The organism is Nitrincola salilacus, assembly GCF_046271865.1.
Taxonomy (GTDB): Bacteria; Pseudomonadota; Gammaproteobacteria; order Pseudomonadales; family Balneatricaceae; genus Nitrincola; species Nitrincola salilacus.
Window position 1 is genome coordinate 3,738,046 of sequence record NZ_CP176580.1, and the last position, 23,511, is coordinate 3,761,556.

Below are 23,511 nucleotides of genomic sequence, written 5' to 3' on the forward strand. Positions count from 1 at the left end.
GCTATTCGAAACGGATGCCCTGCGCCAGCGGCAGGTCACCACCATAGTTGACCGTATTGGTGCTACGGCGCATGTAGTTCTTCCAGGCATCGGAGCCACTTTCACGACCACCGCCCGTGTCTTTTTCACCACCGAAGGCGCCGCCTATCTCTGCGCCGGATGTACCGATATTGACATTGGAGATGCCGCAATCAGAACCGGCAGCCGACAGGAACAGCTCGGCTTCACGCATGCGCTCGGTGAACACTGCCGATGAGAGCCCCTGTGGTACTTCATTCTGAATCGCGATCGCCTCTTCAAAGCGATCATAGGTCATGACATAGAGAATCGGTGCAAAGGTCTCTTCATGAACAATAGGGGCATCATGTGCAATGCTGACGATAGCCGGCCTGACATAGAAACCACCTTCAGGTACACCAGCCGTGACACGCTCGCCGCCGAAGAGGATCTCACCACCCTGATCACGCGCCTGCTGCAGAGCACTCTGCATCGCCCCATAACTCTGCTCATCAATCAGCGGACCAACCAGAGTCCCCTCTTCCAATGGGTTGCCAACAGGCAGAGAGCCATAGGCCTTGAGCAGTTTCGGTAACAGCTGATCCAGCACTGATGACTGCACAATCAGGCGTCGCAGCGTCGTGCAGCGTTGCCCCGCAGTACCCACGGCAGAAAACACGATGGCGCGTGAAGCCAGTTCCAGATCAGCCGCATCACTGACAATCATCGCATTGTTGCCACCCAACTCCAGCAATGAACGTCCCAGTCTTGCACCAACCGTCGCCGCCACCGCCTTACCCATACCGGTTGACCCTGTCGCAGAAACCAGTGGGAAACGGCGATCTGCAGCAATCGCTTCGCCTGTTGCACGTCTGCCAATGACCACATTACAGATAGCCTTGGGCAGCTCAGGCATGGTATCCAGCGCTTTTTGAACAATCGCAAAGCAAGCCAGCGCGCACAGCGGTGCCTTTTCGGAAGGTTTGTGCAGAATCGGGTTACCGCAGACCAGCCCCAACATGCTGTTCCAGGCCCAGACCGCCATCGGAAAGTTGAATGCGGTAATCACGGCGACTGGTCCCAGCGGATGCCACTGTTCCATCATGCGATGACCCGGTCTTTCACTGGCGATGGTCAGGCCATGCAACTGACGTGACAGGCCGACCGCAAAATCACAGACATCGATCCACTCCTGCACCTCTCCCAGCGCTTCCGGCAGAATCTTGCCCGCTTCGAGCGAGATCACCTGCGCCAGCTCCTCCTTGTGAACACGCGCAAACTCACCGATTCGACGCACCAGTTCACCCCTCAGTGGAGCCGGTACCGTACGAAACTCGATAAAGGCTTGTTCCATCTCCGCTACCAGCTGGTCAAGCTGATCGGCGCTTGCATCACGGAATCGTCCAACCACTGAACCATCCACAGGGGTCGTGATAGTGAACAGCTCCCCCTTACCTGCCTCTGCCTTGCCGCCACTGAGCAGGCTGCAATACTCACCCTGCTGCATCAACTGATTGACACCCAGTGACTCCAGAAAATCTTTGCTCATCTCTTTGTCTCCCATCTCTATCTCCAACCTCTATCACCCAATGCTTGATGACAACACCTTAGCGCGTTCAAACGTGACAGTGAAATATCCTTTTCCTGCATCAGGCATAGATAAAAGCTTTACCATATAGAAATATTTAAAGTTATTGCCTATATTAGATCTCTTTCCTGACTGATGAGTGAGCAAGCATGGAACTGAGAAATCTTCGTTACTTTGTCGCTGCCTACGAGGAACTGAGCCTGAGCGCCGCATCCAAGCGCTGCTTTATCTCACAGCCTTCTATTTCTGCAGCTATCTCGATATTGGAAGATCAACTCGGACAGCCATTGTTCATCCGACACGCGAAGGGCGTTACCCCCACCGCGCAGGCGACTAAACTTTATCCACAAGCCTGCAGCCTGCTGCAAGCATCACGGGCAATCAAAACCCTGTTTGAAGAACCTGCCGACCGGCTGCCAGTGAGTATCTCACTGATGCCATTTCTTTCAGGCCAGCGCGTCAGTCTGCTGCTGAAAACTCTGCTGCAAACGATACCCGGGGTTGATCTCACGTTGGTGGACTTTGATGAGGAAGCAGAACTCAGACTTACCTGTCAGAGCCTGTGCAACAATCAAAAGGAGGCGTTTCATCATCTATGGGATGATCACTATGTTCTGGCCATGCCGGTCGGCCATGAGCTATCGGATCAGGAGCAGGTTTCACTCAACCAGCTCGATCAGATGCCTTTTGTCAGTCGCTCGCCTTGCGATGTTATTCAGCAATGGAATTATCTGACACAACGCCAGCATATCTCATTGAATGTGAAAGCGGTTGTCAAAACGGAGGAGTATGCTCTGGATCTGGTGGCGGCGGGAGTAGGCGTATCCATTATTCCGCTGCATTCGCATAACCAGCGGCCGGATATCTGTATTCGTGAGATAGAGGGGGTACATCTGGTCAGACATGTAGGACTGACTCATGACAAGCATCAGGCGGTACCGAACAGTCTGTTTGCTGCCCTGCAGGAAGCAAGGCAGCAGATCAGTCAGTTTGCCGTCGGTACCACCCGATCGGTTTAGGCTCGAGTTCAGACTGTCTGTTTAACAGGTCAGCCTATTAACAGATCAACCTACGAACTTGATCATCACACCTGCCGCAATCGCAGATCCGATAACACCCGCCACATTCGGGCCCATTGCATGCATCAGCAGGAAGTTCTGTGAGTTGGCTTCCAGACCCAGTTTGTTGGATACGCGAGCTGCCATAGGCACCGCCGATACACCAGCGGAACCAATCAACGGATTGATCGCATTACCGCCCATCAGAACATTCATGACCTTGGCCATCAAGACGCCAGAAGCGGTACCGATAGCAAATGCAATAATACCCAGAACCATGATACCCAGTGTCTGAATATCCAGGAACTTACTGGCCACCAACTGGGAGCCGACAGAGAGACCCAGAAAGATCGTGACAATGTTGATCAGCGCGTTCTGAGCCGTATCACTCAGCCTGTCAACTACGCCACACTCACGCATCAGGTTACCGAAGCAGAACATACCCAGCAGCGGCGCAGCATCCGGCAGCAGCATACCCACCAGCACCATCAGCAAGATAGGGAAAAGGATCTTCTCTGTCTTTGATACCGGGCGCAACTGGCTCATCTTGATCTGACGTTCACGCTGAGTAGTCAGCAGACGCATGATCGGTGGTTGCACCATCGGCACCAGTGCCATGTAGGCATAGGCGGAGACGGCAATTGCACCCAGCAGATGAGGCGCCAGGACTGTAGCGACATAAATCGCTGTCGGACCATCAGCTCCACCAATGATACCAATTGCGGCAGCATCCTGAATCGAAAAATCCACTATGCCGAGCATGGTCATGCCGATGGCACCCAGTACCGTAGCAAAAATGCCGAACTGAGCAGCAGCTCCAAGCCACAGAGTCCTTGGGTTAGCCAGCAACGGACCGAAGTCGGTCATGGCACCAACACCCATGAAAATAATCAGTGGTGCTGCACCTGAAGCAACCGTCACTGAGTAGAACATGTAGAGCATGCCATGATTGTATCCGGCATCCTGAGCCAGCAGCGTAGCCGCTGACTTCAACGATGGCTCGGCACCGCGATATGCCTCAGTCAGCTCAGAAACAGCCCCTGATGCAACGCCAAGCAGATTGGACAGCTCAGTCAGGAACTGAGGCCCACCCATGTAGATCGCATTATCAACAGCCGACAATGCCAGACCCGCCTGCGGGATGTTGGCAAGGATGCCGCCGAAACCGATCGGCAGCAGTAGCAGTGGTTCAAACTTTTTCTTGATAGCAAGATAAAGCAGAAACAGACCCACTATGATCATCACCAGCTGACCGGCCTTGAGGTTGTATGCCCCCGAGGCTACCCAGATTTCCAGGAGATTATCCATTTAATCGAAGCCTCACGCCAGAGTAATCAGGGTATCGCCAACCTGCACGGCATCACCCTCTTTAACATCAACAGTGACCACAGTACCGTCACGAGCCGCACGGACCTCGGTTTCCATTTTCATCGCTTCGAGGATCAACAGTACATCACCTTCCTGTACCGCCTCTCCAGCCGTCACCTCGACTTTCCAGATATTACCAGCCAGTGGTGCGGGTACTGCCTCACCGCTGGCAGCTACTGCTGCAGGCGCTGCTGTCGGAGCGGCAGCAGGAGCAGTGGAAGGCTGATTGACGGAAGTGATATCACCACCCTCGTTAACTTCCACCACATATTTCTGCCCGTTGACTGTCAGCGTGTACACCTCTGGCCCTGAAGCGGCAGCCTTGGTTGCCGGTAGCGCGGCTTCAGTCTGAGCAGCAGGCACGCTGGCATCTGTCGGAGCTGGTTCAAAGGCATCCGGGTTACCGCGATTTTCGAGGAACTTGAGGCCGATCTGCGGAAACAGGGCGTAGGTCAGGACATCATCCACCAAACGCTCATCGGACTCGAGTTTGATACTCTTATCCGCTGCGATCTGCTTCAGTTCGGTAGTGAGCTTATCCATCTCATCGTCGATCATATCCGCAGGACGACAGGTGATCGGCTCAGCGCCATTCAGCACACGATCCTGCAACTCTTTGTTGTAAGGAGCCGGTGCAGCGCCATATTCGCCCTTGAGGATCGCCTGAACCTCCTTGGATATGGATTTGTAACGCTCACCCACCAGTACGTTGATTACTGCCTGAGTACCTACGATCTGAGACGTCGGTGTTACCAGCGGGATCAGACCCAGGTCTTCACGCACTTTCGGGATCTCAGCCAGTACTTCATCAAACTTGTCCGCGGCACCCTGCTCCTTGAGCTGCCCCTCCATATTGGTCAGCATACCGCCCGGTACCTGAGCCAGCAGGATTCGCGAATCGGTACCACGCAGTGATCCCTCGAATTTCGCATACTTTTTCCGCACCTGGCGGAAATAAGCGGCGATCTCTTCAAGCAATTCAAGATTCAGTCCGGTATCACGCTCCTGGCCCTGCAAGGCAGCCACAACCGTTTCTGTCGCTGTATGGCCATAGGTCATCGACATGGAAGAGATAGAGGCGTCAACGCGATCTATGCCGGCTTCTATCGCCTTCAGCAACGTCATATCAGCCAGACCCGAAGTCGCATGTGACTGCAGCTGTACTTCGAGCTGAGTCTGCGACTTCAGACGAGACACCAGATCATAAGCATCATATGGGGTCAGGATACCTGACATATCCTTGATGGCGATGGAGTCTGCACCCATATCTTCCAGACGTTTGGCATAGTCCACCCACATATCCAGCGTGTGCACACGGCTGGTGGTATAAGACATGGTGCCCTGTGCGTGCTTGCCGGTTTCCTTGACAGCCTTGATGGCGGCTTCGAGGTTACGTGGATCGTTCATCGCATCAAAGATACGGAACACGTCAACACCGTTTTTCGCCGCACGCTCAACGAATCTGGCCACCACGTCATCGGCATAATGGCGATAGCCGAGAAGATTCTGACCACGCAGCAGCATCTGCTGACGTGTATTGGGCATCGCAGCCTTCAATTCACGAATACGTACCCAGGGATCTTCTCCGAGATAGCGGATGCAGGAATCGAAGGTAGCACCACCCCAGCTCTCAGTAGACCAGTAGCCGACTTTATCCAGTTTGTCGGCGATGGGGAGCATGTCATCAAGGCGCATACGGGTCGCCAACAGTGACTGATGTCCATCTCGCAGCACGAGCTCGGTAATGCCAAGCGGTTTCTTTGCGTCTGACATGAGATTGCCTTTCTCTTTAATTATTGAAATATTGAAATATTGAAATTACTGACCGTTACGGCGGGAGCGATATTTGTGTATTGCAGCTGACATGACAGCCGTCAGTTGTGCATCATTCGAAGCTGTCTGAGTTGAAATCGTCTTTGCTTTTACAGGCTTAACGACAGGTGCAGGCTCAAAGCGCACCACCAGCCATGACATCAGCATGGTCACGACGATCAACAGTGTCAGGAAGACGACAACAAATCCCATTCCAAAGGCCATGAGGGTAAAGCCTTCAGCCAACAGTTCATCCATCTGGTGCAACTCCCGAAAGTTATCAAATTTCAGATTGGTAGAGCATCTTTTAGTCTATTTAAGCTCAGATCTGCAAGTAGATGCAATCCTGGTTTCGGAATGTAGTTTTTTTACACAGATAACATGAAATCAACAAGCTGCAGACGATACGCATAGATCATGGATGATGCAGGTGGGGAAAAACAGATCGCCAACGGTGCTGATGGCAGCAGTTGAATGCCTCAGGGTACTTATTAAAAATATCAGAACGGCTTGAAGGGTTTTGTGAACGAGCTGTTCAAAGATTGAAAAATGAAAATTCAGAAGAAATGGCGCGCCCGAGAGGATTCGAACCTCTGACCGCCTGGTTCGTAGCCAGGTACTCTATCCAGCTGAGCTACGGGCGCACACATAAAGCCGTTGCCTTGAATTCTTTTATTGTGTGGCGCGCCCGAGAGGATTCGAACCTCTGACCGCCTGGTTCGTAGCCAGGTACTCTATCCAGCTGAGCTACGGGCGCATACACAAAAAAATGGCGGTGAGAGAGGGATTCGAACCCTCGATAGAGTTTCCCCTATACGCCCTTAGCAGGGGCGCGCCTTCAGCCACTCGGCCATCTCACCTCGACAACGGCGCGTATGTTACAAAAGACTCGCGCAAATTAAAAGGTAAATTTTCAAAAACTTACTCTTTATTTTCACCTTCGTCTTTTTCACGCTGTATGCGCTGGTAAATCTCTTCACGATGTACTGAAACATCTTTAGGCGCATTGACACCGATACGAACCTGGTTCCCCTTGACCCCAAGTACTGTCACCGTGACATCGTCACCCACCATGAGCGTCTCTCCAACGCGACGCGTAAGAATCAGCATATGAATCTCCTTTTATGTCCTGTTAGCTGAATTCCGTCACTTCATGGAACACTGTGCCACAACCGGGAAGCTGTCTGCGCAAAGCGACATCCAGACTCAAAGCAGAGCTTTCGGTGTTCCATTTTCCGGGCCTGCAGCATATCACTATAGAGCAACATGCTGTTTTCGTCACTCCGATACTGTATCCGAAGAGTCCAGGTTAAACGAAGAGTGCAGAGCCCTGACTGCAAGCTCCAGATACTTTTCTGCGATAACCACCGACACCTTGATTTCAGAAGTCGAGATCATCTGGATATTGATATTCTCATTTGCCAGCGCATCGAACATTTTGCTGGCAACACCTGCATGCGAACGCATACCCACACCGACGATAGACACCTTGGCAATCTTGTTGTCACCGGCACACTCACGCGCACCCAGCTCAGCAACAACCTGCTCAAGAATCTTCTGTGCCTTTTCGTAGTCATTACGATGCACAGTGAAGGTGAAGTCTGTGGTCTGATCAGCTGCAACATTCTGCACGATCATATCCACTTCTATGTTAGCACGACTGATAGGACCAAGGATGCGCGAAGCAACACCTGGTATATCCGGTACGCCGATAACAGTCAGTTTTGCCTCATCACGATTGAACGCAATGCCTGAGATAACCGGTTTTTCCACGGTATTGTCATCCTCTATTGTGATCAATGTGCCCGGACCATCGACAAAGCTGGACAGTACTCGCAGGGGCACCTTGTACTTGCCAGCAAATTCCACACTACGAATCTGGAGTACTTTCGACCCCAGACTGGCCATCTCCAGCATCTCTTCGAAGGTGATTTTATCCAACCTTCTGGCATCCTCCACCACGCGAGGATCGGTTGTATATACGCCATCCACATCAGTATAGATCTGACACTCATCCGCCTTCAGGGCGGCTGCCAGAGCGACACCTGTGGTATCAGAGCCGCCTCGTCCCAGAGTCGTGATATTGCCATTATCATCAACCCCCTGGAATCCAGCCACCACCACCACACGGCCAGCATCAAGATCTGCACGCATGCGCTCAGTTTCAATATCCTGAATACGCGCTTTGGTATGGGTATTATCCGTTCTGATACGTACCTGACCACCGGTATAGGAGCGCGCATCAACACCGCGCTTATGCAGCGCCATGCACAACAGAGCAATAGTGACCTGCTCACCCGTAGATACCAGCACATCCAGTTCACGCGCATTAGGTTGCGCCTGAATATCTTTTGCCAGTCCGATCAGACGATTGGTCTCTCCGCTCATGGCAGACAGCACCACTACAACATCATCACCACGATCCCTGAAGCCCTTGACCTTATCGGCCACGGCCTCAATGCGCTCGACAGAGCCGACCGAGGTACCTCCGTACTTCTGTACGTACAATGCCATCTTATCACTCTCTCCTGATCTGCCTGCCTTGCAGGCAACATGAAAACTAGGCTACTGCCTCAACCAGCTCCGGCACCATCGCCAGCGCATCAGCCATACCTGCAACGTCTACACCGCCGCCCTGAGCCATATCCGGGCGTCCACCGCCCTTGCCACCGAGCTTTGCAGCCAGCTCTCGCACCAGATCACCCGCCTTGACGCGCGCAGTCAGATCCTGAGTAACACCGGCTACGATGCTGACCTTGCCATCCTGCTCAGCAAGCAACACGATCACGCCACTTCCTATTTTGCTCTTCAGTTGATCCAGCAAATCACGCAATGCCTTGGCATCCACGCCCTCCACTTTTGTGGCCAGCACCTTGATGCCTTTCACATCAAGCGCCTGAGAGAGCAGATCACCACTTTGTGCCGATGCCAATTTGGCACTCAAGCGCTCTATCTCTTTTTCCAGTTGACGGTTGCGCTCATGCAACGCACGCACTTTATCCAGCACGAGGTTTTTCGACCCCTTCAGCAGTGCCGCTATTTCACTGATGGTGTTTTCCGCCTCTTCAAGGCGAGCCAGCGCATTCACACCTGTCACTGCTTCGATGCGGCGCACACCCGCTGCAATACCGCTTTCGGCCGTGATTTTCAGCAGACCGATATCGCCCGTACGAGCCGCATGTGTACCGCCACAGAGCTCTATTGAAAACTCGCCCATTCTGAGCACTCGAACATCATTGTCATACTTCTCACCGAACAGCGCCATTGCCCCTCTGGCCTTAGCCTCATCAAGCGACATCACTTCGGTTTCAACGGCACTATTCAGGCGGATCTGCCCATTTACAAGCGTTTCGATCTCACGCAGCTGTTCAGCGGTAACGGCTTCAAAATGAGAGAAGTCAAAACGCAGACGCTCAGCGTCTACCAGCGACCCCTTCTGTAAAACATGTTCACCCAGCACCTGACGCAGTGCTGCATGCAGCAAATGTGTGGCCGAATGGTTAAGTGCCGTCGCCTGGCGCCTGCTGCGATCCACTTCAGTGCTTACCTTATCACCGACAGACAGCACACCCTCAGTCAGCTTTCCATGATGCAGATGATGCCCACTCTCTTTGGTGCAATCGCTGACAACAAACTGTCCGCGATCCCAGCGCAAGTAACCGGCATCACCGACCTGGCCGCCCGACTCGGCATAAAAAGCGGTATTTTCCAATACCACCATACCCGCTTCTCCCGCCGCAAGCTCGTTTACCGCCTGCCCATCGCGAAAGAGCGCCAACACTGTTGCTTGATCTTCCAGTGCATCATAACCACTGAACCGGGTTTCCCCTTCCAGATCCAGCTGCGCATTGTAGTCAACATTAAACTGCCCAGCCGCCCGCGCACGCGCTTTTTGCTGCTCCATTTCACGTTCGAAGCCTTCCATATCCACCGTCAGCTCATGCTCTCGTGCAACATCGGCAGTCAGGTCAACAGGAAAACCATAAGTGTCGTAAAGCTTGAACACGGTATCACCGGGAATGATTTTGTCTTCCAGATCCGTAATTGCCTGCTCCAGAATACTCATGCCATTTTCGAGCGTACGCGCAAACTGCTGCTCCTCTTTCAGCAACACCTGCTCCACCTGAGCCTGCATTCTGACCAGCTCCGGATAGGCCTCACCCATCTCGGCGACCAGTGCAGCCACCAGCTTATGAAAGAAGGCATCACGGGCACCCAGCTTGTTACCATGGCGAATGGCGCGGCGAATAATTCTGCGCAGAACATAACCACGACCCTCATTGGAGGGCACAACACCATCAATTACCAGAAACACACCGGAGCGGATATGGTCGGCAATCACGCGCAATGACTTGTGCGTAGTATCCTGAAATCCAAGTACATCGGCAGCTGCCTTGAGCAGATTCTGAAACAGATCTATCTCATAGTTGCTGTGTACATGCTGCAACACGGCAGACACACGCTCCAGGCCCATGCCGGTATCAACCGAAGGCTTGGGCAGCGGCGTCATACTGCCATCGCTTGAACGGTTATACTGCATGAATACGATGTTCCAGATCTCGATATAGCGATCACCATCTTCATCAGGGCTGCCTGGAGGGCCACCCGCCACCTCGGGACCATGATCAAAAAAGATCTCGGTACAAGGGCCGCAGGGACCGGTATCGCCCATGGACCAGAAATTGTCCTCATCCAGCTTGGAGAAACGCTCAGGATCGACGCCTATTTCCTCCTTCCAGATCTTTTCCGCCTCATCATCACTGTGATGGACCGTCACCCACAGACGCTCTTTCGGCAATCCCATCACTTCCGTCAGGAACGTCCAGGCAAAGCGGATCGCTTCCGGCTTGAAGTAATCACCGAAACTGAAGTTACCCAGCATTTCGAAGAAGGTATGGTGGCGTGCCGTATAACCGACATTTTCAAGATCGTTATGTTTGCCACCGGCGCGCACACAGCGCTGTGATGTCACCGCGCGGCTATAGGAACGTTTATCAGTACCCAGAAACACGTCTTTGAACTGCACCATACCCGCATTGGTAAACAACAATGTCGGATCATTGCCCGGAATCAGTGAGCTTGAGGGAACAATCTCGTGTCCCTGCTGATTGAAGTAGTCGAGGAAAGCCTGACGTATCTGTGCACTTGTCATGTATTTCATATAACGTTCCGTTGCCTGGGTACGGTTTGCAGAGCCCAGCCGGACGCCTCAAGCGATCAGGCGTCAACCGGCGCTTTTGATGCAAAAATGGGGACGTATTATATAACGTGTGCAGAAAATGTACGATAATTTTTATATATCAAAATCAGGAATATCTGATGCACTTAATGCATAACGCGCTTGGTCATAGGAAAAACCACGTCCAACGAGGTGGCGCAGCTGTTTGGCCTGAGTTTTGATGTCTGTTGAAGAGTCCATTGGAAAGCGCCTTTCGCGCACGCTCAATGCCAGAGCAAACCAATCGGGATCAGCCTCCTGGAGAGCGGCACTGACCAACTCATCGGAAACACCCTTCTGTCGCAGTTCGTAGCGGATCTTGATCTCTCCCTGACCTTGGGAGATTCTGTTGCGGATAAATACCTCGGCAAAACGCTTGTCGCTCTGGTACCCATCGTTTTGAAGCCGGTCCAGAACGGACTCGACCTGCTCAGCTGATGCTTTGCGCTGTAATCTCTGCTGCAGCTCAGCGCGTGAATACTCACGCCGAGCCAGCAACCCAATCGCTGAGACTCTAAGCTCTGAATCAGTGACCGTATCTGACATATCCATCCCTCATCTCATACAAGAGAGCATCCCTGCCCTCCGGTTATCTCATCAGGAAAGGTCCAGCTGCGCTGATTCCTTCTCTTCCACTTCTGCTTTAGGCGGCACAACCGCAAGCAGACGTTTACGGATCTCGGCTTCAATCTCCTGACCCATCTCCGGATGTTCTTCAAGGTACTTGGCCGCATTCGCCTTGCCCTGACCGATCTTTTCACCCTTGTAGGCATACCAGGCACCGGACTTGTCTACCAGCCCTTCCTTGACACCCAGATCAATCACTTCACCCAAGCGGTAAATACCACTGCCATACATGATCTGGAACTCGGCCTGCTTGAACGGTGGGGCGACCTTGTTCTTCACCACCTTGACGCGCGTTTCGTTACCGACCACCTCTTCACCCTGCTTCACCGAACCGATACGACGAATATCAAGGCGCACAGAGGCATAAAATTTAAGCGCATTACCACCGGTAGTGGTTTCTGGTGAACCGAACATGACGCCAATTTTCATACGAATCTGGTTGATGAATACCAGTAGGCAGTTCGCATTTTTGACGCTGCCGGTCAGTTTACGCAGCGCTTGAGACATCAAGCGTGCTTGCAGGCCGACATGAGAGTCACCCATGTCGCCTTCAATTTCGGCCTTGGGCGTCAGGGCCGCAACAGAATCGACAATGATCACGTCAACCGCATTGGAGCGCACCAGCATATCGGTGATTTCGAGCGCCTGCTCACCCGTATCCGGCTGAGAGACCAGCAGGTTATCGATATTGACGCCCAGCTTTTCGGCGTAAATAGGATCCAGTGCATGCTCGGCATCGACAAAGGCACAGGTTTTGCCTTGCTTCTGAGCTTCTGCAATCACCTGCAGTGTCAGCGTCGTCTTACCTGACGACTCAGGTCCATAGATCTCAACAACACGACCATAAGGCAGGCCTCCCAGACCCAGAGCAATATCCAGACCGAGAGAGCCGGTTGAGACGCTGGGAATCGCTTCACGCGGATTATCACCCATGCGCATGACTGCGCCTTTACCAAACTGACGTTCGATCTGGGAAAGCGCAGCATCCAGCGCTTTCTTTCTATTATCGTCCATTACTCACCTCTGCCCGTTGAGATCAAAAACACTGTATATCTGGACAGTATTATTCCACATCGATTCCAGAATGCAAGCCTAGTGTGGCAAATAAGCCATAATCCCTTCCAACGCCTGCTCCACCGCCTGTCTGCGCACCTCTTCCCGATCTCCACTGAAGTAACTCAGACAGGAAACAGTCGGACTCCCTCTCACAGCCCAGGCAAACCAGACCGTCCCGACCGGCTTACGCTCCGTACCACCATCCGGTCCTGCCACTCCACTGATGGATACCGTAATATCTGCCAGACTACGCTGTAACGCCCCCTCTGCCATCGCCACCACCACCGGTTCACTGACCGCACCGTAAGTATCAATCAACTCAGCAGGTACCCCCAGCATCTGCTGCTTGGCATGGTTTGAATAGGTGACGAAACCACAATCAAACCAACGCGAACTTCCGGGTATTGCAGTTGCCGCCTGAGACACCCAGCCGCCGGTACAGGACTCGGCCGCTGCCATGCTCACCCCTTTTTCCAGCAGATGCTGAGCAACCCTCTCAACCAGATTTTTCATTATTCAATCCTCAACACGACTACGATCAGACTGCCATTTGACGTAGAATGATCGTTTGCTTTCTTCGCTATGCACAGCTTCAACTCTCCGACAAGGCAGATCCCGGTTACCATGAACTCAGATACTAGCACGCAACTGCAACAGCATACCCCGATGATGCAGCAGTATCTGCGCATCAAGGCTCAGCATCCGCACCAACTGCTCTTTTACCGCATGGGTGATTTCTACGAGCTGTTCTTCGATGATGCCAAACGCGCCTCGCAACTGCTCGACATTTCACTCACTGCCCGCGGTAAATCCGGCGGCCAACCGATCCCGATGGCAGGCATTCCCTACCATGCGGCCGAAAACTATATCGCACGCATCGTCAAAGCCGGTGAGTCGGTTGCGATCTGTGAGCAGGTGGGTGACCCAGCCACCAGTAAGGGCCCTGTAGATCGCCAGGTGATGCGGGTAGTCACACCCGGCACGCTGAGCGAAGAGGCCTTTCTGGATTCGGCCCGCGACAACCTGCTGGTGGCTATCAGTGAGCATGATGGTCATTACGGCCTGGCACAGGTGGATATCAGTTCCGGCCGTTTCAGCATTCTGGAGCTGGACTCGGAAGAAGGATTACTCAGTGAAATTGAGCGCCTGCAACCTGCCGAACTGCTCTGCCCCGACCAGGGACGTGCAGCAGAGCTCTACAGAAAGCGTCGTGGGCTACGCTTACAAGGCCCCTGGCTATTTGAACTGGACACGGCCACATCGTTACTCTGCCAGCAGTTCAATACTCGTGATCTCAGCGGTTTCGGCTGCAGCCATCTGCCGCTGGCAATCGCCGCTGCAGGATGTCTGTTGCAGTATGCGCGCGACACGCAACGCACCGCCCTGCCACACATCCGACGCCTGCAGGTAGAGCAGCGCCAGGATGCAGTGGTCATGGATGCCTCGACACGTCGTAATCTTGAGCTGGATACAAATCTCAGCGGCGGCCGCGATAATACCCTGTGCTCCGTTCTGGACAAGTGCCATACCCCGATGGGCAGCCGACTGCTCAGGCGCTGGTTGCATCGCCCTCTGCGCAGTATCAGTGCCCTTCATGCGCGACAAGATGCGATACGCTGGCTTAAACTGGAGTATCGGCATGAGCAGATCGCTGAGGGGCTGCGGCCGATCGGTGATGTCGAGCGCATACTGTCCCGTGTAGCCCTGCGCTCGGCCCGCCCACGCGATCTTGAGCGCCTGCGCCATGCACTCGATGCCTTACCTGCCCTGCAGACGCATCTGAGCAGCACCGATTCAGAACTGGTGACACGCATCGCATCCGAGACAGGTGAGTTTCCTGATCTGGCACAACTGCTCGCAACAGCCATCATTGATGGACCACCCGTGGTAATGCGTGAAGGCGGCGTGATTGCTCCAGGTTATGATGCCGAACTGGATGAACTACGTGGTATCAGCGAAAACGCCGGTGATTACCTTGTGCAACTTGAGTTGCGTGAGCGTGAACGCACCGGACTAGCCACACTCAAGGTGGGTTACAATCGCGTACATGGCTACTTTATTGAGCTCAGCCGCTCTCAGGCTGAGTCGGTACCGGCTGATTATATCCGGCGCCAGACACTGAAAAATGCCGAACGCTACATCACGCCTGAACTGAAAGAGTTTGAAGACAAGGCATTAAGCGCCAAGGGGCGCGCTCTGGCCAGGGAAAAACAGCTCTATGATGAGTTACTGGACAGCATCGCAGAGCTGCTGACTCCGCTGCAGAACAGCGCCAGCGCCCTGGCTGAGCTGGATGTGCTCAACACTCTGGCAGAGCGTGCCGACACACTGAACTACAGCGCGCCGGTGCTGACGGATGAACCGGGTATTGAAATCATCCAGGGACGTCATCCAGTTGTGGAAGCAGTATCGGCCGAGCCGTTTATTGCCAATGACCTCAGGCTCAATCCTGAGCGGCGCATGCTGATCATCACTGGCCCGAACATGGGGGGTAAATCCACCTATATGCGCCAAACGGCTTTGATCACGTTGCTTGCTCACATCGGTAGCCACGTGCCAGCAGTCAGCTCGCGTATCGGCATTGTGGACAGAGTATTCACCCGCATGGGCTCTTCTGATGATCTTGCGGGTGGGCGCTCAACCTTCATGGTAGAGATGAACGAGACAGCCAACATCCTGCACAATGCAACTGAACGCAGTCTGGTACTGATGGATGAGGTCGGACGCGGCACCAGTACCTTTGATGGCCTTTCGCTTGCCTGGTCCTGCGCCGAATATCTGGCCCGCGAGATTCGTGCCTTCACTCTGTTTGCAACGCACTATTTCGAACTGACCACCTTGCCGGAGAAAGGCGAAGGGATCGCCAATGTGCATCTGACCGCTGTGGAGCACAATGATCATATCGTGTTCATGCACGAGGTGCAGGAGGGAGCTGCCAGCCAGAGCTATGGCCTGCAGGTTGCCAGGCTTGCTGGCGTTCCGCGTAGCGTCATAGAGGAAGCTCAGGACAAGCTGATCCAACTGGAGCAGGACAGTCGTGCCAGCGAGATGCGACCCGCTCCGACACGTCAGCGGCAGTCAGAACAACCACTGCAGTCCGATCTGTTCATTGCCCCGGTACCTTCCGAGGTTGAGAAAAAACTGGCCCAGATCAAGCCGGATGATCTCTCACCGAGAGAGGCGCTGGATCTTTTGTATGAGTTGAAAAAAATCATCCACTGAGATGCGCAAGCAGCACCACGAATCACTATAGTTAGACAACAGAAAACAGCCCGAGGGATACCACATGGCGTTTATCGTTACCGAGAACTGCATCCGCTGCAAATATACCGACTGCGTTGAAGTGTGCCCGGTTGATTGTTTCTATGAAGGACCCAACTTTCTGGTGATCAATCCGGATGAGTGCATTGATTGCGCGCTATGCGAGCCTGAATGCCCGGCAGAGGCGATACATCATGAGGATGACCTGCCTGCGGATCAGCAGCACTTTTATGAACTGAACAGCGAATTGGCTGAGGTATGGCCCAACATAAGTGAGCGCAAGGAGCCACTGGAAGATGCCAAGGAGTGGGATGGTGTGAAAGACAAGCTCAAACACCTGGAACGCTGATCCAATCAGCCGGGAAGTAGTGACTTCCCGGCTGAAAGCTCATCACTGCAGCAGATCTTCACCACTGAGGCCGTTCTTTTCAACGATCTCACGTAACTTGCGCAGCCCCTCGACCTGAATCTGGCGCACACGCTCGCGAGTCAGACCTATCTCAAGTCCCACCTGCTCCAGCGTACTCATCTCGTACCCACGCAAACCAAAGCGTCGTGACAGTACTTCAGCATGCTTTTCAGGCAACATATCCAGCCAACGATTCAGATTGCCGCTGATATTGGTGTTCTGTAACAGAGTTTCTGGATCTGATGACTCGTGGTCGGCAATAGTTTCAAGTAGCGGCTTATCACTGCCGCCACCGGCCGGTATATCGATTGAGGAAACCCGCTCGTTCAGCCCCAGCATCCGCTCGACACTGGACACAGGCCTGTCCACCAGCTCTGCAATTTCATCGGCCCTGGGCTCATGATCAAGCTTCTGCGCCAGTTCACGCGAAGCCCTAAGGTATAAATTGAGTTCCTTGACGACATGAATCGGCAGCCTGATCGTACGTGTCTGATTCATGATGGCACGCTCAATCGTCTGACGTATCCACCAGGTCGCGTAGGTTGAAAAGCGAAAGCCACGCTCGGGATCAAATTTTTCCACTGCACGAATAAGACCCAGGTTACCCTCTTCGATCAAATCGAGCAGTGTCAGCCCACGATTGATATAGCGGCGGGCGATCTTGACGACAAGGCGAAGATTGCTCTCAATCATCCGCTTGCGAGCGGCTTCCTGCCCTTGCAGCGCAAGACGCGAGAAGTAAACCTCTTCCTCAGCAGACAGGAGTGGCGAAAAGCCAATCTCGTTAAGATACAACTGCGTCGCATCCAGACTTTTGGCATTCATAAGGTCTTTGTGCGCAGGTGTACCACGCCCCCTTCCACCCGCCATTAACTGCGCCAGATCTTCATCATCGACAGCATCTTCAGGCTGGTCATCTTCATTCTCCTCAGCATCAAGCTCAAGATCCAGACCAAACTCATCATCATGCTTATCGTTATTGTCGATCGACTCCATCTGATCACCTCTACCTGTTCAGGAATTTACCTGATATTACTACCTTTTCGGTAAAAAACGCACTGGGTCAACCGGTTTTCCATCCTGCCTTATTTCAAAGTGCAATTTGACACGATCGGTTCCCGTATTACCCATTTCGGCAATTTTTTCACCGCCTTTAACCATATCATTTTCATTCACCAGAATGCGACTGTTATGGGCATACGCACTTAAAAACTGATGGTTATGATTGATGATGACCAGATTTCCGTATCCGAGCAGCCCGCTGCCAGCATACACTACTCGCCCATCAGAAGCTGCGAAGACCGGGTCACCGGCACTACCGGCAATATCAAGCCCTTTATTGCCATCTGCACGGGCAGAGAAACCAGTGATAACCTTACCGGCAACAGGCCATTGCCACCTGACAGGACCGGTGGAAACAGGAGCTGTGGGAGTAGCCGCTGGCGTTGAAGCAGGTGCTGTCGACGTTGCCGCAGGTCTGGCAGGTGCAGCAGCGACTGGAGCAGTAGAACCCGCTGCAGATGCGGAGGTCGATGCAGGAGCGGCGGTAGACGCAGGCGACTGCGTGCTTACCGGAGCTGTTGATGCTGAGACTGCCTGGTTTGCAGAGCGCAACGACAGCTTCTGGCCCGGAAAGATCTGATAGCGACCATCGATATTGTTCCAGGCTGCCACCTGTCGATAATCCAGACCGTAGCGCCAGGCGATGGAATACAGGGTATCGCCCCTTACGACCGTATAAGTGCCAGAATTTGGTAGTGCTGTCCGGTTATCGGCCGTACTGGTCGGCTGTGAAGACGAAGACGAACGGGTCCGATCAGAGACAGGAGCATAGCCGGTGGAGCAGGCAGTCAACCAGACCGCCAGAGATGCAATTAATGGCATCCTTAGCCAGTCATAAGACCTGAACACCAGCCCCCCTTTCACTATTTCCTATCCAGTAACAGAACCAGTGCCCCACCAGCCAGAATCAGACACAGGGCGAACCAGATCAGTGGGTCATGCCCAGTCAGCTCGGCATAAGAGGCTGGCAGGATATTATCCTGAACCAGCGGTATTTCATCACCATGACGATTAATGGTGTAGGACATGGTGTACTTCCAGGGCCAGACTTTATTCAACGACCCTAGCATAAACCCACCAAGCAACGACAGCGTCAGAGGCCGGTAATTGGTAAAGGCCCAGCTCAGCACTCTTGAAAAGCTCATCAGGCCAAGAATACAGCCGGTCGCAAACAGCATCAAGAACTGCAGATCGAATCCCCGCAGAGCAGACAGGACCGGTGCATACATCCCCAATAACAGCAATATAAAGCTGCCCGATATCCCCGGCAAAATCATCGCACAAATAGCAATCATTCCCGAGAAAAAAATCATTCCCATACCTGGCTGAATAATCGCCGGTGACAGAGAAGTGATCAAAAGCGCAACCGCAGCTCCAAAGACAAACACCAGTATCCGATCCAGAGTAATACGATCAATATGCCGCATCACCGTCCAGCAGGATGCCAGAATCAAGCCAAAAAAGAAGGACCACAAGGGGATAGGATGAGTCTCAAGCAAATAGAGGATCACCTGAGCAATACTCAGGATACTCAGCATAATCCCGCCGACCAGTGCCAGTAGAAAGTTACCATTAATATGCTGCCAGCAGGCCACAGGGCCTTGCTGAAATAAGATCTTAATCGCTTGAATATCAAAACGCCGGATGCTGAAAATCAGTTCTTCGTAAATACCGGTGATGAACGCGATAGTGCCACCGGACACTCCGGGCACGACATCAGCCGCCCCCATCAACACTCCCTTGCCCGTCAGGCAAAGATACTGACGGATATTACGCTGCTGCATAGATGATTCCTGTTCAGCGAATTGTGCCACTTAGCAGAGGTACAAAACGGACAAATTCCAGCACCTGAGTCTCAAAGCCACCACTTTCCAGCCGCGTAATCAGTTTCAATTGCTGCTGATCTCTGCCCACCGGAATCACCAGCCGCCCACCTGGAGCCAACTGTTGAAGCAACTCATCAGGCACCTGTTCGGGCGCAGCTGTCACCAGGATGCCATCAAACTGCATCTTATTATCGGGCCACCCCATCGTACCATCACTGTGACGGCAGATGATGTTATAAAGTTTCAGCTTCTTGAATCTATCTTTAGCCTTTTCCTGCAACGGGCGTATACGCTCGACAGAGTGAACCTGCCCCACCAGACGCGCCAGCACGGCAGTCTGATAACCAGACCCGGTTCCCACTTCAAGCACCTTTTCCAAGGGACCTGCTGCAAGCAGCACCTCAGTCATTCGTGCGACTATATATGGCTGCGAGATGGTCTGATTGAAGCCGATCGGAAGTGCTGTGTCTTCGTAAGCCCTGTGCGCCAACGCCTCATCAAGAAACAGATGACGTGGCGTATCCAGCATGACATCCAGAACACGCATATCACTGATGCCCTGCTCACGCAGTCGCTGAATCAATCGCTCCCGGGTACGGCGCGATGTCATGCCGATCCCCTGAACATCAAACTCAGTCACAGTTTTTCCTCTAACCAGCTGGCAAGATTATCCATCCCTGAGTAGTGTGTCATGTCGATCTGCAGCGGTGTTACGGAAACGAATCCATTCTCGACAGCAAAAAAGTCAGTACCCGGTTCACGATCAGCGGCATCACCAGCACCAGCTATCCAGTAGCGCTTACGGCCTCGTGGATCCAGGACCTCAACCGGCTGATCTGCGGCAACTCGATGACCCAGTCGGGTAACATGTACACCACGGATCTGCTCCATCGGCAGGTCCGGTATGTTCACATTCAACACCGTACGCGGCGCAACAACCAGAGACTCCAGATTACGCACCAGCATTCTGATCACCTCAGCAGCTACCTCATAGTACTCCGGGTAGAAGCTATGCGAGGATACCGCGATGGGAGGCAGGCGAAGGGTACGCCCCTCAGTGGCAGCGGCTACCGTTCCGGAATACAGAACGTCATCGCCCAGGTTGGCACCGGCATTAATACCCGAAACCACGATATCCGGCTCAAAGCCCTCGACATACAAACCACTGCGCCCAAGATGCACACAGTCTGTCGGTGTGCCATTCAGGCTGAAAAAGCCATTTTCATGCAGATGAGATTCAAGTGGACGATCCAGAGTCAGCGAATTGCTCGCCCCACTGCGATTGCGATCAGGAGCAACAACACAGATTTCGGCATCCTTGGCCAGAGCCGCAGCCAAAGCTGCCAACCCCGGCGCATAAACTCCATCATCATTGGAGATCAGTATTTTCATTTCAACTCTCACACGTCTGCACTGTGACGCCCATAATTCTTCTGAATTCTTCTGAATTCTTCTGAATTCTTCTGATTTTATTCTAATGTAACGCTAATCTGTTAAGGAATGAATCTGCTGTTCATTTTCAAGATGACACACTTCGCGCAGAACACTGGTCGCGAATGAACCCGTCGACAAACTGAAGCTTACCAGCCATTGGCGATCTGTTTCGGCTGTCACCGTCATATTACCCGGTATCAGCTTGATAGCACGACGCTCCTGGTTCAAACCCAGCTGCACCAGAGCATCGGCCCAGACCTGCCAATCGGCAATCAGGCTGCGCTCCAGTTCAGCGGCCGCGCCTTGAGTCATCAGCTCACCCCTGCCCCACATCGGGGCCGTCAGGTGCAGACTTCCCGCACGAATCCTATCAAGCAGATCAGCACTGCCATCTTCAACAAAACAACTCTGCCCTTCACGCTGCATCAGCACATCACCGGCCAGCAAGTTATCCCATAAGCCCTGACGGATACGGCCAGCAACGACAGCATTGAACAACCAAGACCTGAGTGCCGAGATATACAGACCACGCTTATGTCGCTGCCGCTCTTTAAGCACTCCGCTGATCAGCGCGTCGCCCTTGAGCAGATTACCTCCGGCATGGCCGAAACGCTGCTCACCAAAGTAGTTCGGCACTCCCGATACGATCAAGCCGAGGCGCCTTTCCAGCTCATCGGGATGCGTCACATCACGCAATCTTATACTGAAGTGATTGGCTTTGAGAGTACCCAGCTTGAGTTTGCGTTGATGACGTACGCTACGCAACACTTTAATGGTGTCAGATTCAAACAGTGACCAGGATGGCTCGCGCGAAGCGATCGGCCAATGCACACAAAACCACTGATCTGTGACTGCATGACGATCTTTCTTACCGGCATAGGTGACATGGCGCGGATCAATGGCGCAGAATTTAGCCAGTTGACGTGCAACCCAGTCGGTATTTTCGCTTGTTTTGCGGATCTGCAGGAAAAGATGTTCACCCTCCCCGCAGGGTTCGAAACCCAGCTCCTCAGACACACAGAAATCCTCCGGCTGCACCCTTATCCGGGCACTGCCTTGAGGTCTCTCATATAGCCAGGGCAACTGCTCAGGATCTGCCTTCAACTGCGTCATCGACGACTCCTCTCAGGAGCAGGCTCGACCAGTTGATAGAAGGTTTCCCCCTCTCGCACCATACCCATTTCGCTACGCGCACGCTCTTCGATCGCTTTCAGGCCCTGTTTCAAATCCATTACCTCAGCCTCCAGGCGCTGATTACGTTCAGCCAACTGCTGATTTTCCTCAACCTGGGACTGAATCTGCTTTTCCAGCTCCCATACCTGGCGCAGGCTTGGCTCACCAAACCAGAGTCGGTATTGCAATCCGATCAGCATCAACACCAGAAGAATCAACAGCCACCGAAACACACCATACCTCATGTACATATAGATAGGGGGGCCGTAGCCCCCCTTATCTGTTCAGTGATTTCTCAGCTCTGACCCTTGATTTCGGAGCGGCCCTTATAGATCGCCTTCACACCCAGCTCCTCTTCAATGCGGAGCAGGCGGTTATACTTGGCGACACGATCAGAGCGGCACAAAGAGCCGGTCTTGATCTGTCCGGCCGCTGTCCCTACAGCAAGGTCAGCGATCGTGGTATCTTCCGTTTCACCGGAACGATGAGAGATAACGGCAGTAAAGCCTGCAGCCTGCGCCATTCTGATCGCATCCAGGGTTTCAGACAGGGACCCTATCTGATTGAACTTGATCAGGATGGAGTTGGCAATACCTTCATCAATACCACGCTTGAGAATACGTGTATTGGTTACAAACAGGTCATCTCCGACCAGCTGTACACGGTCACCGATCTTATTGGTCAGATCAGCCCAGCCAGCCCAGTCGGACTCATCCATACCATCTTCGATGGAGATGATCGGGTAGTCATTGCTCAGGCGCGCCAGATAATCTGCAAAGCCAGCAGGATCAAACACCTGACCTTCGCCAGCCAGATCATATTTGCCATCCTTATAGAATTCGGAGGAGGCACAGTCCAGAGCCAGAGTAACATCCTTGCCCAGCTCGTAACCGGCTTTTTCCACCGCTTCACGAATAACCACCAGCGCTTCCTCGTTGGAACCGAGATCTGGCGCAAAACCACCTTCATCACCGACAGCCGTACTCAGACCACGAGACTGCAGCACAGCCTTGAGGGCATGAAAAATTTCTGTGCCACAACGCAGCGCATCAGAGAAGGATGTGAAGTTCACAGGCTGGACCATGAACTCCTGTATATCAACGTTGTTGTCGGCATGCTCACCACCGTTGATGATATTCATCATCGGAACCGGCATGGAGAACTGTCCGGGAGTGCCATTAAGCTCTGCAATGTGAGCGTAGAGAGGAATACCCTTGGCCACTGCCGCAGCCTTGGCTGCCGCCAGAGAGACTGCCAAAATTGCATTAGCGCCCAGATTGGATTTGTTCTCGGTACCATCCAGAGCCAGCATCTTATCATCAAGTGCGCGCTGGTCGGTCACATCCATACCCAGCAAGGCATCACGAATCTCACCTTTGATTGCAGCAACAGCCTTCAGAACACCCTTACCCAGATAGCGCCCCTTGTCACCGTCACGCAGCTCCAGCGCTTCACGCGAACCGGTGGATGCACCAGACGGAGCACAAGCACTGCCGATGATGCCATTACTCAGGATCACATCGGCTTCAACGGTCGGATTACCGCGTGAATCCAGCACTTCACGGGCTTTGATATCTGCGATCTGCATCTTCTACAACTCTCCAACAAGTTTTAAATCAAAA

21 protein-coding genes and 3 tRNA genes are annotated in these 23,511 nt (G+C 53.1%); 3 read left to right on the top strand and 21 right to left on the bottom strand.

What is annotated here, in order from left to right:
• Window position 1: 1 nt before the first annotated feature.
• Window positions 2–1,546, bottom strand: coding sequence for an aldehyde dehydrogenase family protein (locus ACK3CJ_RS17300; protein ID WP_409523457.1), 1,545 nt, complete (start codon window positions 1,544–1,546; stop codon window positions 2–4).
• Window positions 1,547–1,734: 188 nt separating this feature from the next.
• On the opposite strand from ACK3CJ_RS17300, the gene ACK3CJ_RS17305 reads away from it, so the two are divergent.
• Window positions 1,735–2,604, top strand: coding sequence for a LysR family transcriptional regulator (locus tag ACK3CJ_RS17305; protein ID WP_409523458.1), 870 nt, complete (start codon window positions 1,735–1,737; stop codon window positions 2,602–2,604).
• Window positions 2,605–2,649: 45 nt separating this feature from the next.
• Here ACK3CJ_RS17305 and ACK3CJ_RS17310 read toward each other — a convergent pair whose 3' ends face one another.
• The 12 genes from ACK3CJ_RS17310 to ACK3CJ_RS17365 form a co-directional block, all read right to left on the bottom strand.
• Window positions 2,650–3,951 carry a sodium ion-translocating decarboxylase subunit beta gene (locus tag ACK3CJ_RS17310; protein ID WP_409523459.1) on the bottom strand — a complete coding sequence of 434 codons (1,302 nt, stop codon included), beginning with the start codon at window positions 3,949–3,951 and terminating at the stop codon, window positions 2,650–2,652.
• 12 nt (window positions 3,952–3,963) lie between these two features.
• The gene (gene oadA / locus ACK3CJ_RS17315) at window positions 3,964–5,784 is read right to left on the bottom strand and encodes a sodium-extruding oxaloacetate decarboxylase subunit alpha (protein WP_409523460.1); all 1,821 of its coding nucleotides are present in this window, start codon (window positions 5,782–5,784) and stop codon (window positions 3,964–3,966) included.
• A gap of 45 nt (window positions 5,785–5,829) precedes the next feature.
• Window positions 5,830–6,081 (bottom strand): OadG family protein, encoded by a 252-nt coding sequence (locus ACK3CJ_RS17320; protein WP_409523461.1) that lies wholly within the window; start codon window positions 6,079–6,081, stop codon window positions 5,830–5,832.
• A gap of 309 nt (window positions 6,082–6,390) precedes the next feature.
• Window positions 6,391–6,467, bottom strand: a tRNA-Arg gene (locus ACK3CJ_RS17325).
• 36 nt (window positions 6,468–6,503) lie between these two features.
• A tRNA-Arg gene (locus tag ACK3CJ_RS17330) sits at window positions 6,504–6,580 on the bottom strand.
• Window positions 6,581–6,593: 13 nt separating this feature from the next.
• A tRNA-Ser gene (locus tag ACK3CJ_RS17335) sits at window positions 6,594–6,683 on the bottom strand.
• 61 nt (window positions 6,684–6,744) lie between these two features.
• Entirely contained in the window at window positions 6,745–6,933 is a 189-nt protein-coding gene (gene csrA / locus ACK3CJ_RS17340; RefSeq protein ID WP_409523462.1) for a carbon storage regulator CsrA, read from the bottom strand.
• Between the two features lie 168 nt (window positions 6,934–7,101).
• Entirely contained in the window at window positions 7,102–8,337 is a 1,236-nt protein-coding gene (locus tag ACK3CJ_RS17345; RefSeq protein ID WP_409523463.1) for an aspartate kinase, read from the bottom strand.
• A gap of 46 nt (window positions 8,338–8,383) precedes the next feature.
• Window positions 8,384–10,975, bottom strand: coding sequence for an alanine--tRNA ligase (gene alaS / locus ACK3CJ_RS17350; protein ID WP_409526611.1), 2,592 nt, complete (start codon window positions 10,973–10,975; stop codon window positions 8,384–8,386).
• A 141-nt stretch (window positions 10,976–11,116) separates the two neighbouring features.
• Window positions 11,117–11,587, bottom strand: a complete 471-nt coding sequence (locus ACK3CJ_RS17355; RefSeq protein ID WP_409523464.1) for a regulatory protein RecX — start codon at window positions 11,585–11,587, stop codon at window positions 11,117–11,119.
• Between the two features lie 51 nt (window positions 11,588–11,638).
• Window positions 11,639–12,682 carry a recombinase RecA gene (gene recA / locus ACK3CJ_RS17360; protein WP_409523465.1) on the bottom strand — a complete coding sequence of 348 codons (1,044 nt, stop codon included), beginning with the start codon at window positions 12,680–12,682 and terminating at the stop codon, window positions 11,639–11,641.
• Window positions 12,683–12,760: 78 nt separating this feature from the next.
• Window positions 12,761–13,237, bottom strand: coding sequence for a CinA family protein (locus ACK3CJ_RS17365; protein WP_409523466.1), 477 nt, complete (start codon window positions 13,235–13,237; stop codon window positions 12,761–12,763).
• Window positions 13,238–13,348: 111 nt separating this feature from the next.
• Here ACK3CJ_RS17365 and mutS point away from each other — a divergent pair, with 111 nt between their 5' ends.
• Together mutS and fdxA are read left to right on the top strand one after the other, a co-directional pair.
• Window positions 13,349–15,946, top strand: coding sequence for a DNA mismatch repair protein MutS (mutS, locus tag ACK3CJ_RS17370; protein WP_409523467.1), 2,598 nt, complete (start codon window positions 13,349–13,351; stop codon window positions 15,944–15,946).
• Window positions 15,947–16,010: 64 nt separating this feature from the next.
• A complete protein-coding gene (gene fdxA / locus ACK3CJ_RS17375; protein ID WP_409523468.1) occupies window positions 16,011–16,334 on the top strand; it encodes a ferredoxin FdxA in 324 nt (107 codons plus the stop codon).
• Window positions 16,335–16,376: 42 nt separating this feature from the next.
• Here the strand turns inward: fdxA and rpoS are convergent, their stop codons facing one another.
• The 8 genes from rpoS to eno form a co-directional block, all read right to left on the bottom strand.
• Complete coding sequence (gene rpoS, locus ACK3CJ_RS17380) at window positions 16,377–17,390, bottom strand: RNA polymerase sigma factor RpoS (protein WP_409523469.1); 1,014 nt, start codon at window positions 17,388–17,390, stop codon at window positions 16,377–16,379.
• Between the two features lie 39 nt (window positions 17,391–17,429).
• Window positions 17,430–18,305 carry a peptidoglycan DD-metalloendopeptidase family protein gene (locus ACK3CJ_RS17385; RefSeq protein WP_409523470.1) on the bottom strand — a complete coding sequence of 292 codons (876 nt, stop codon included), beginning with the start codon at window positions 18,303–18,305 and terminating at the stop codon, window positions 17,430–17,432.
• Between the two features lie 14 nt (window positions 18,306–18,319).
• On the bottom strand, window positions 18,320–19,240 hold the full coding sequence (locus ACK3CJ_RS17390) for a DUF368 domain-containing protein (RefSeq protein WP_409523471.1): 921 nt from the start codon (window positions 19,238–19,240) through the stop codon (window positions 18,320–18,322).
• 13 nt (window positions 19,241–19,253) lie between these two features.
• Window positions 19,254–19,892, bottom strand: a complete 639-nt coding sequence (locus ACK3CJ_RS17395; RefSeq protein WP_409526612.1) for a protein-L-isoaspartate(D-aspartate) O-methyltransferase — start codon at window positions 19,890–19,892, stop codon at window positions 19,254–19,256.
• Between the two features lie 26 nt (window positions 19,893–19,918).
• Window positions 19,919–20,674: a 5'/3'-nucleotidase SurE gene (gene surE / locus ACK3CJ_RS17400; protein ID WP_409523472.1), complete on the bottom strand. Its 756-nt coding sequence runs from the start codon at window positions 20,672–20,674 to the stop codon at window positions 19,919–19,921.
• Between the two features lie 93 nt (window positions 20,675–20,767).
• Window positions 20,768–21,829: a tRNA pseudouridine(13) synthase TruD gene (gene truD / locus ACK3CJ_RS17405; protein ID WP_409523473.1), complete on the bottom strand. Its 1,062-nt coding sequence runs from the start codon at window positions 21,827–21,829 to the stop codon at window positions 20,768–20,770.
• On the bottom strand, window positions 21,826–22,089 hold the full coding sequence (gene ftsB / locus ACK3CJ_RS17410) for a cell division protein FtsB (protein ID WP_409526613.1): 264 nt from the start codon (window positions 22,087–22,089) through the stop codon (window positions 21,826–21,828). Before ftsB ends, truD begins: the two co-directional genes overlap by 4 nt.
• Before the next feature lie 95 nt (window positions 22,090–22,184).
• Window positions 22,185–23,477 carry a phosphopyruvate hydratase gene (gene eno / locus ACK3CJ_RS17415; protein WP_409523474.1) on the bottom strand — a complete coding sequence of 431 codons (1,293 nt, stop codon included), beginning with the start codon at window positions 23,475–23,477 and terminating at the stop codon, window positions 22,185–22,187.
• Window positions 23,478–23,511 lie beyond the last annotated feature (34 nt).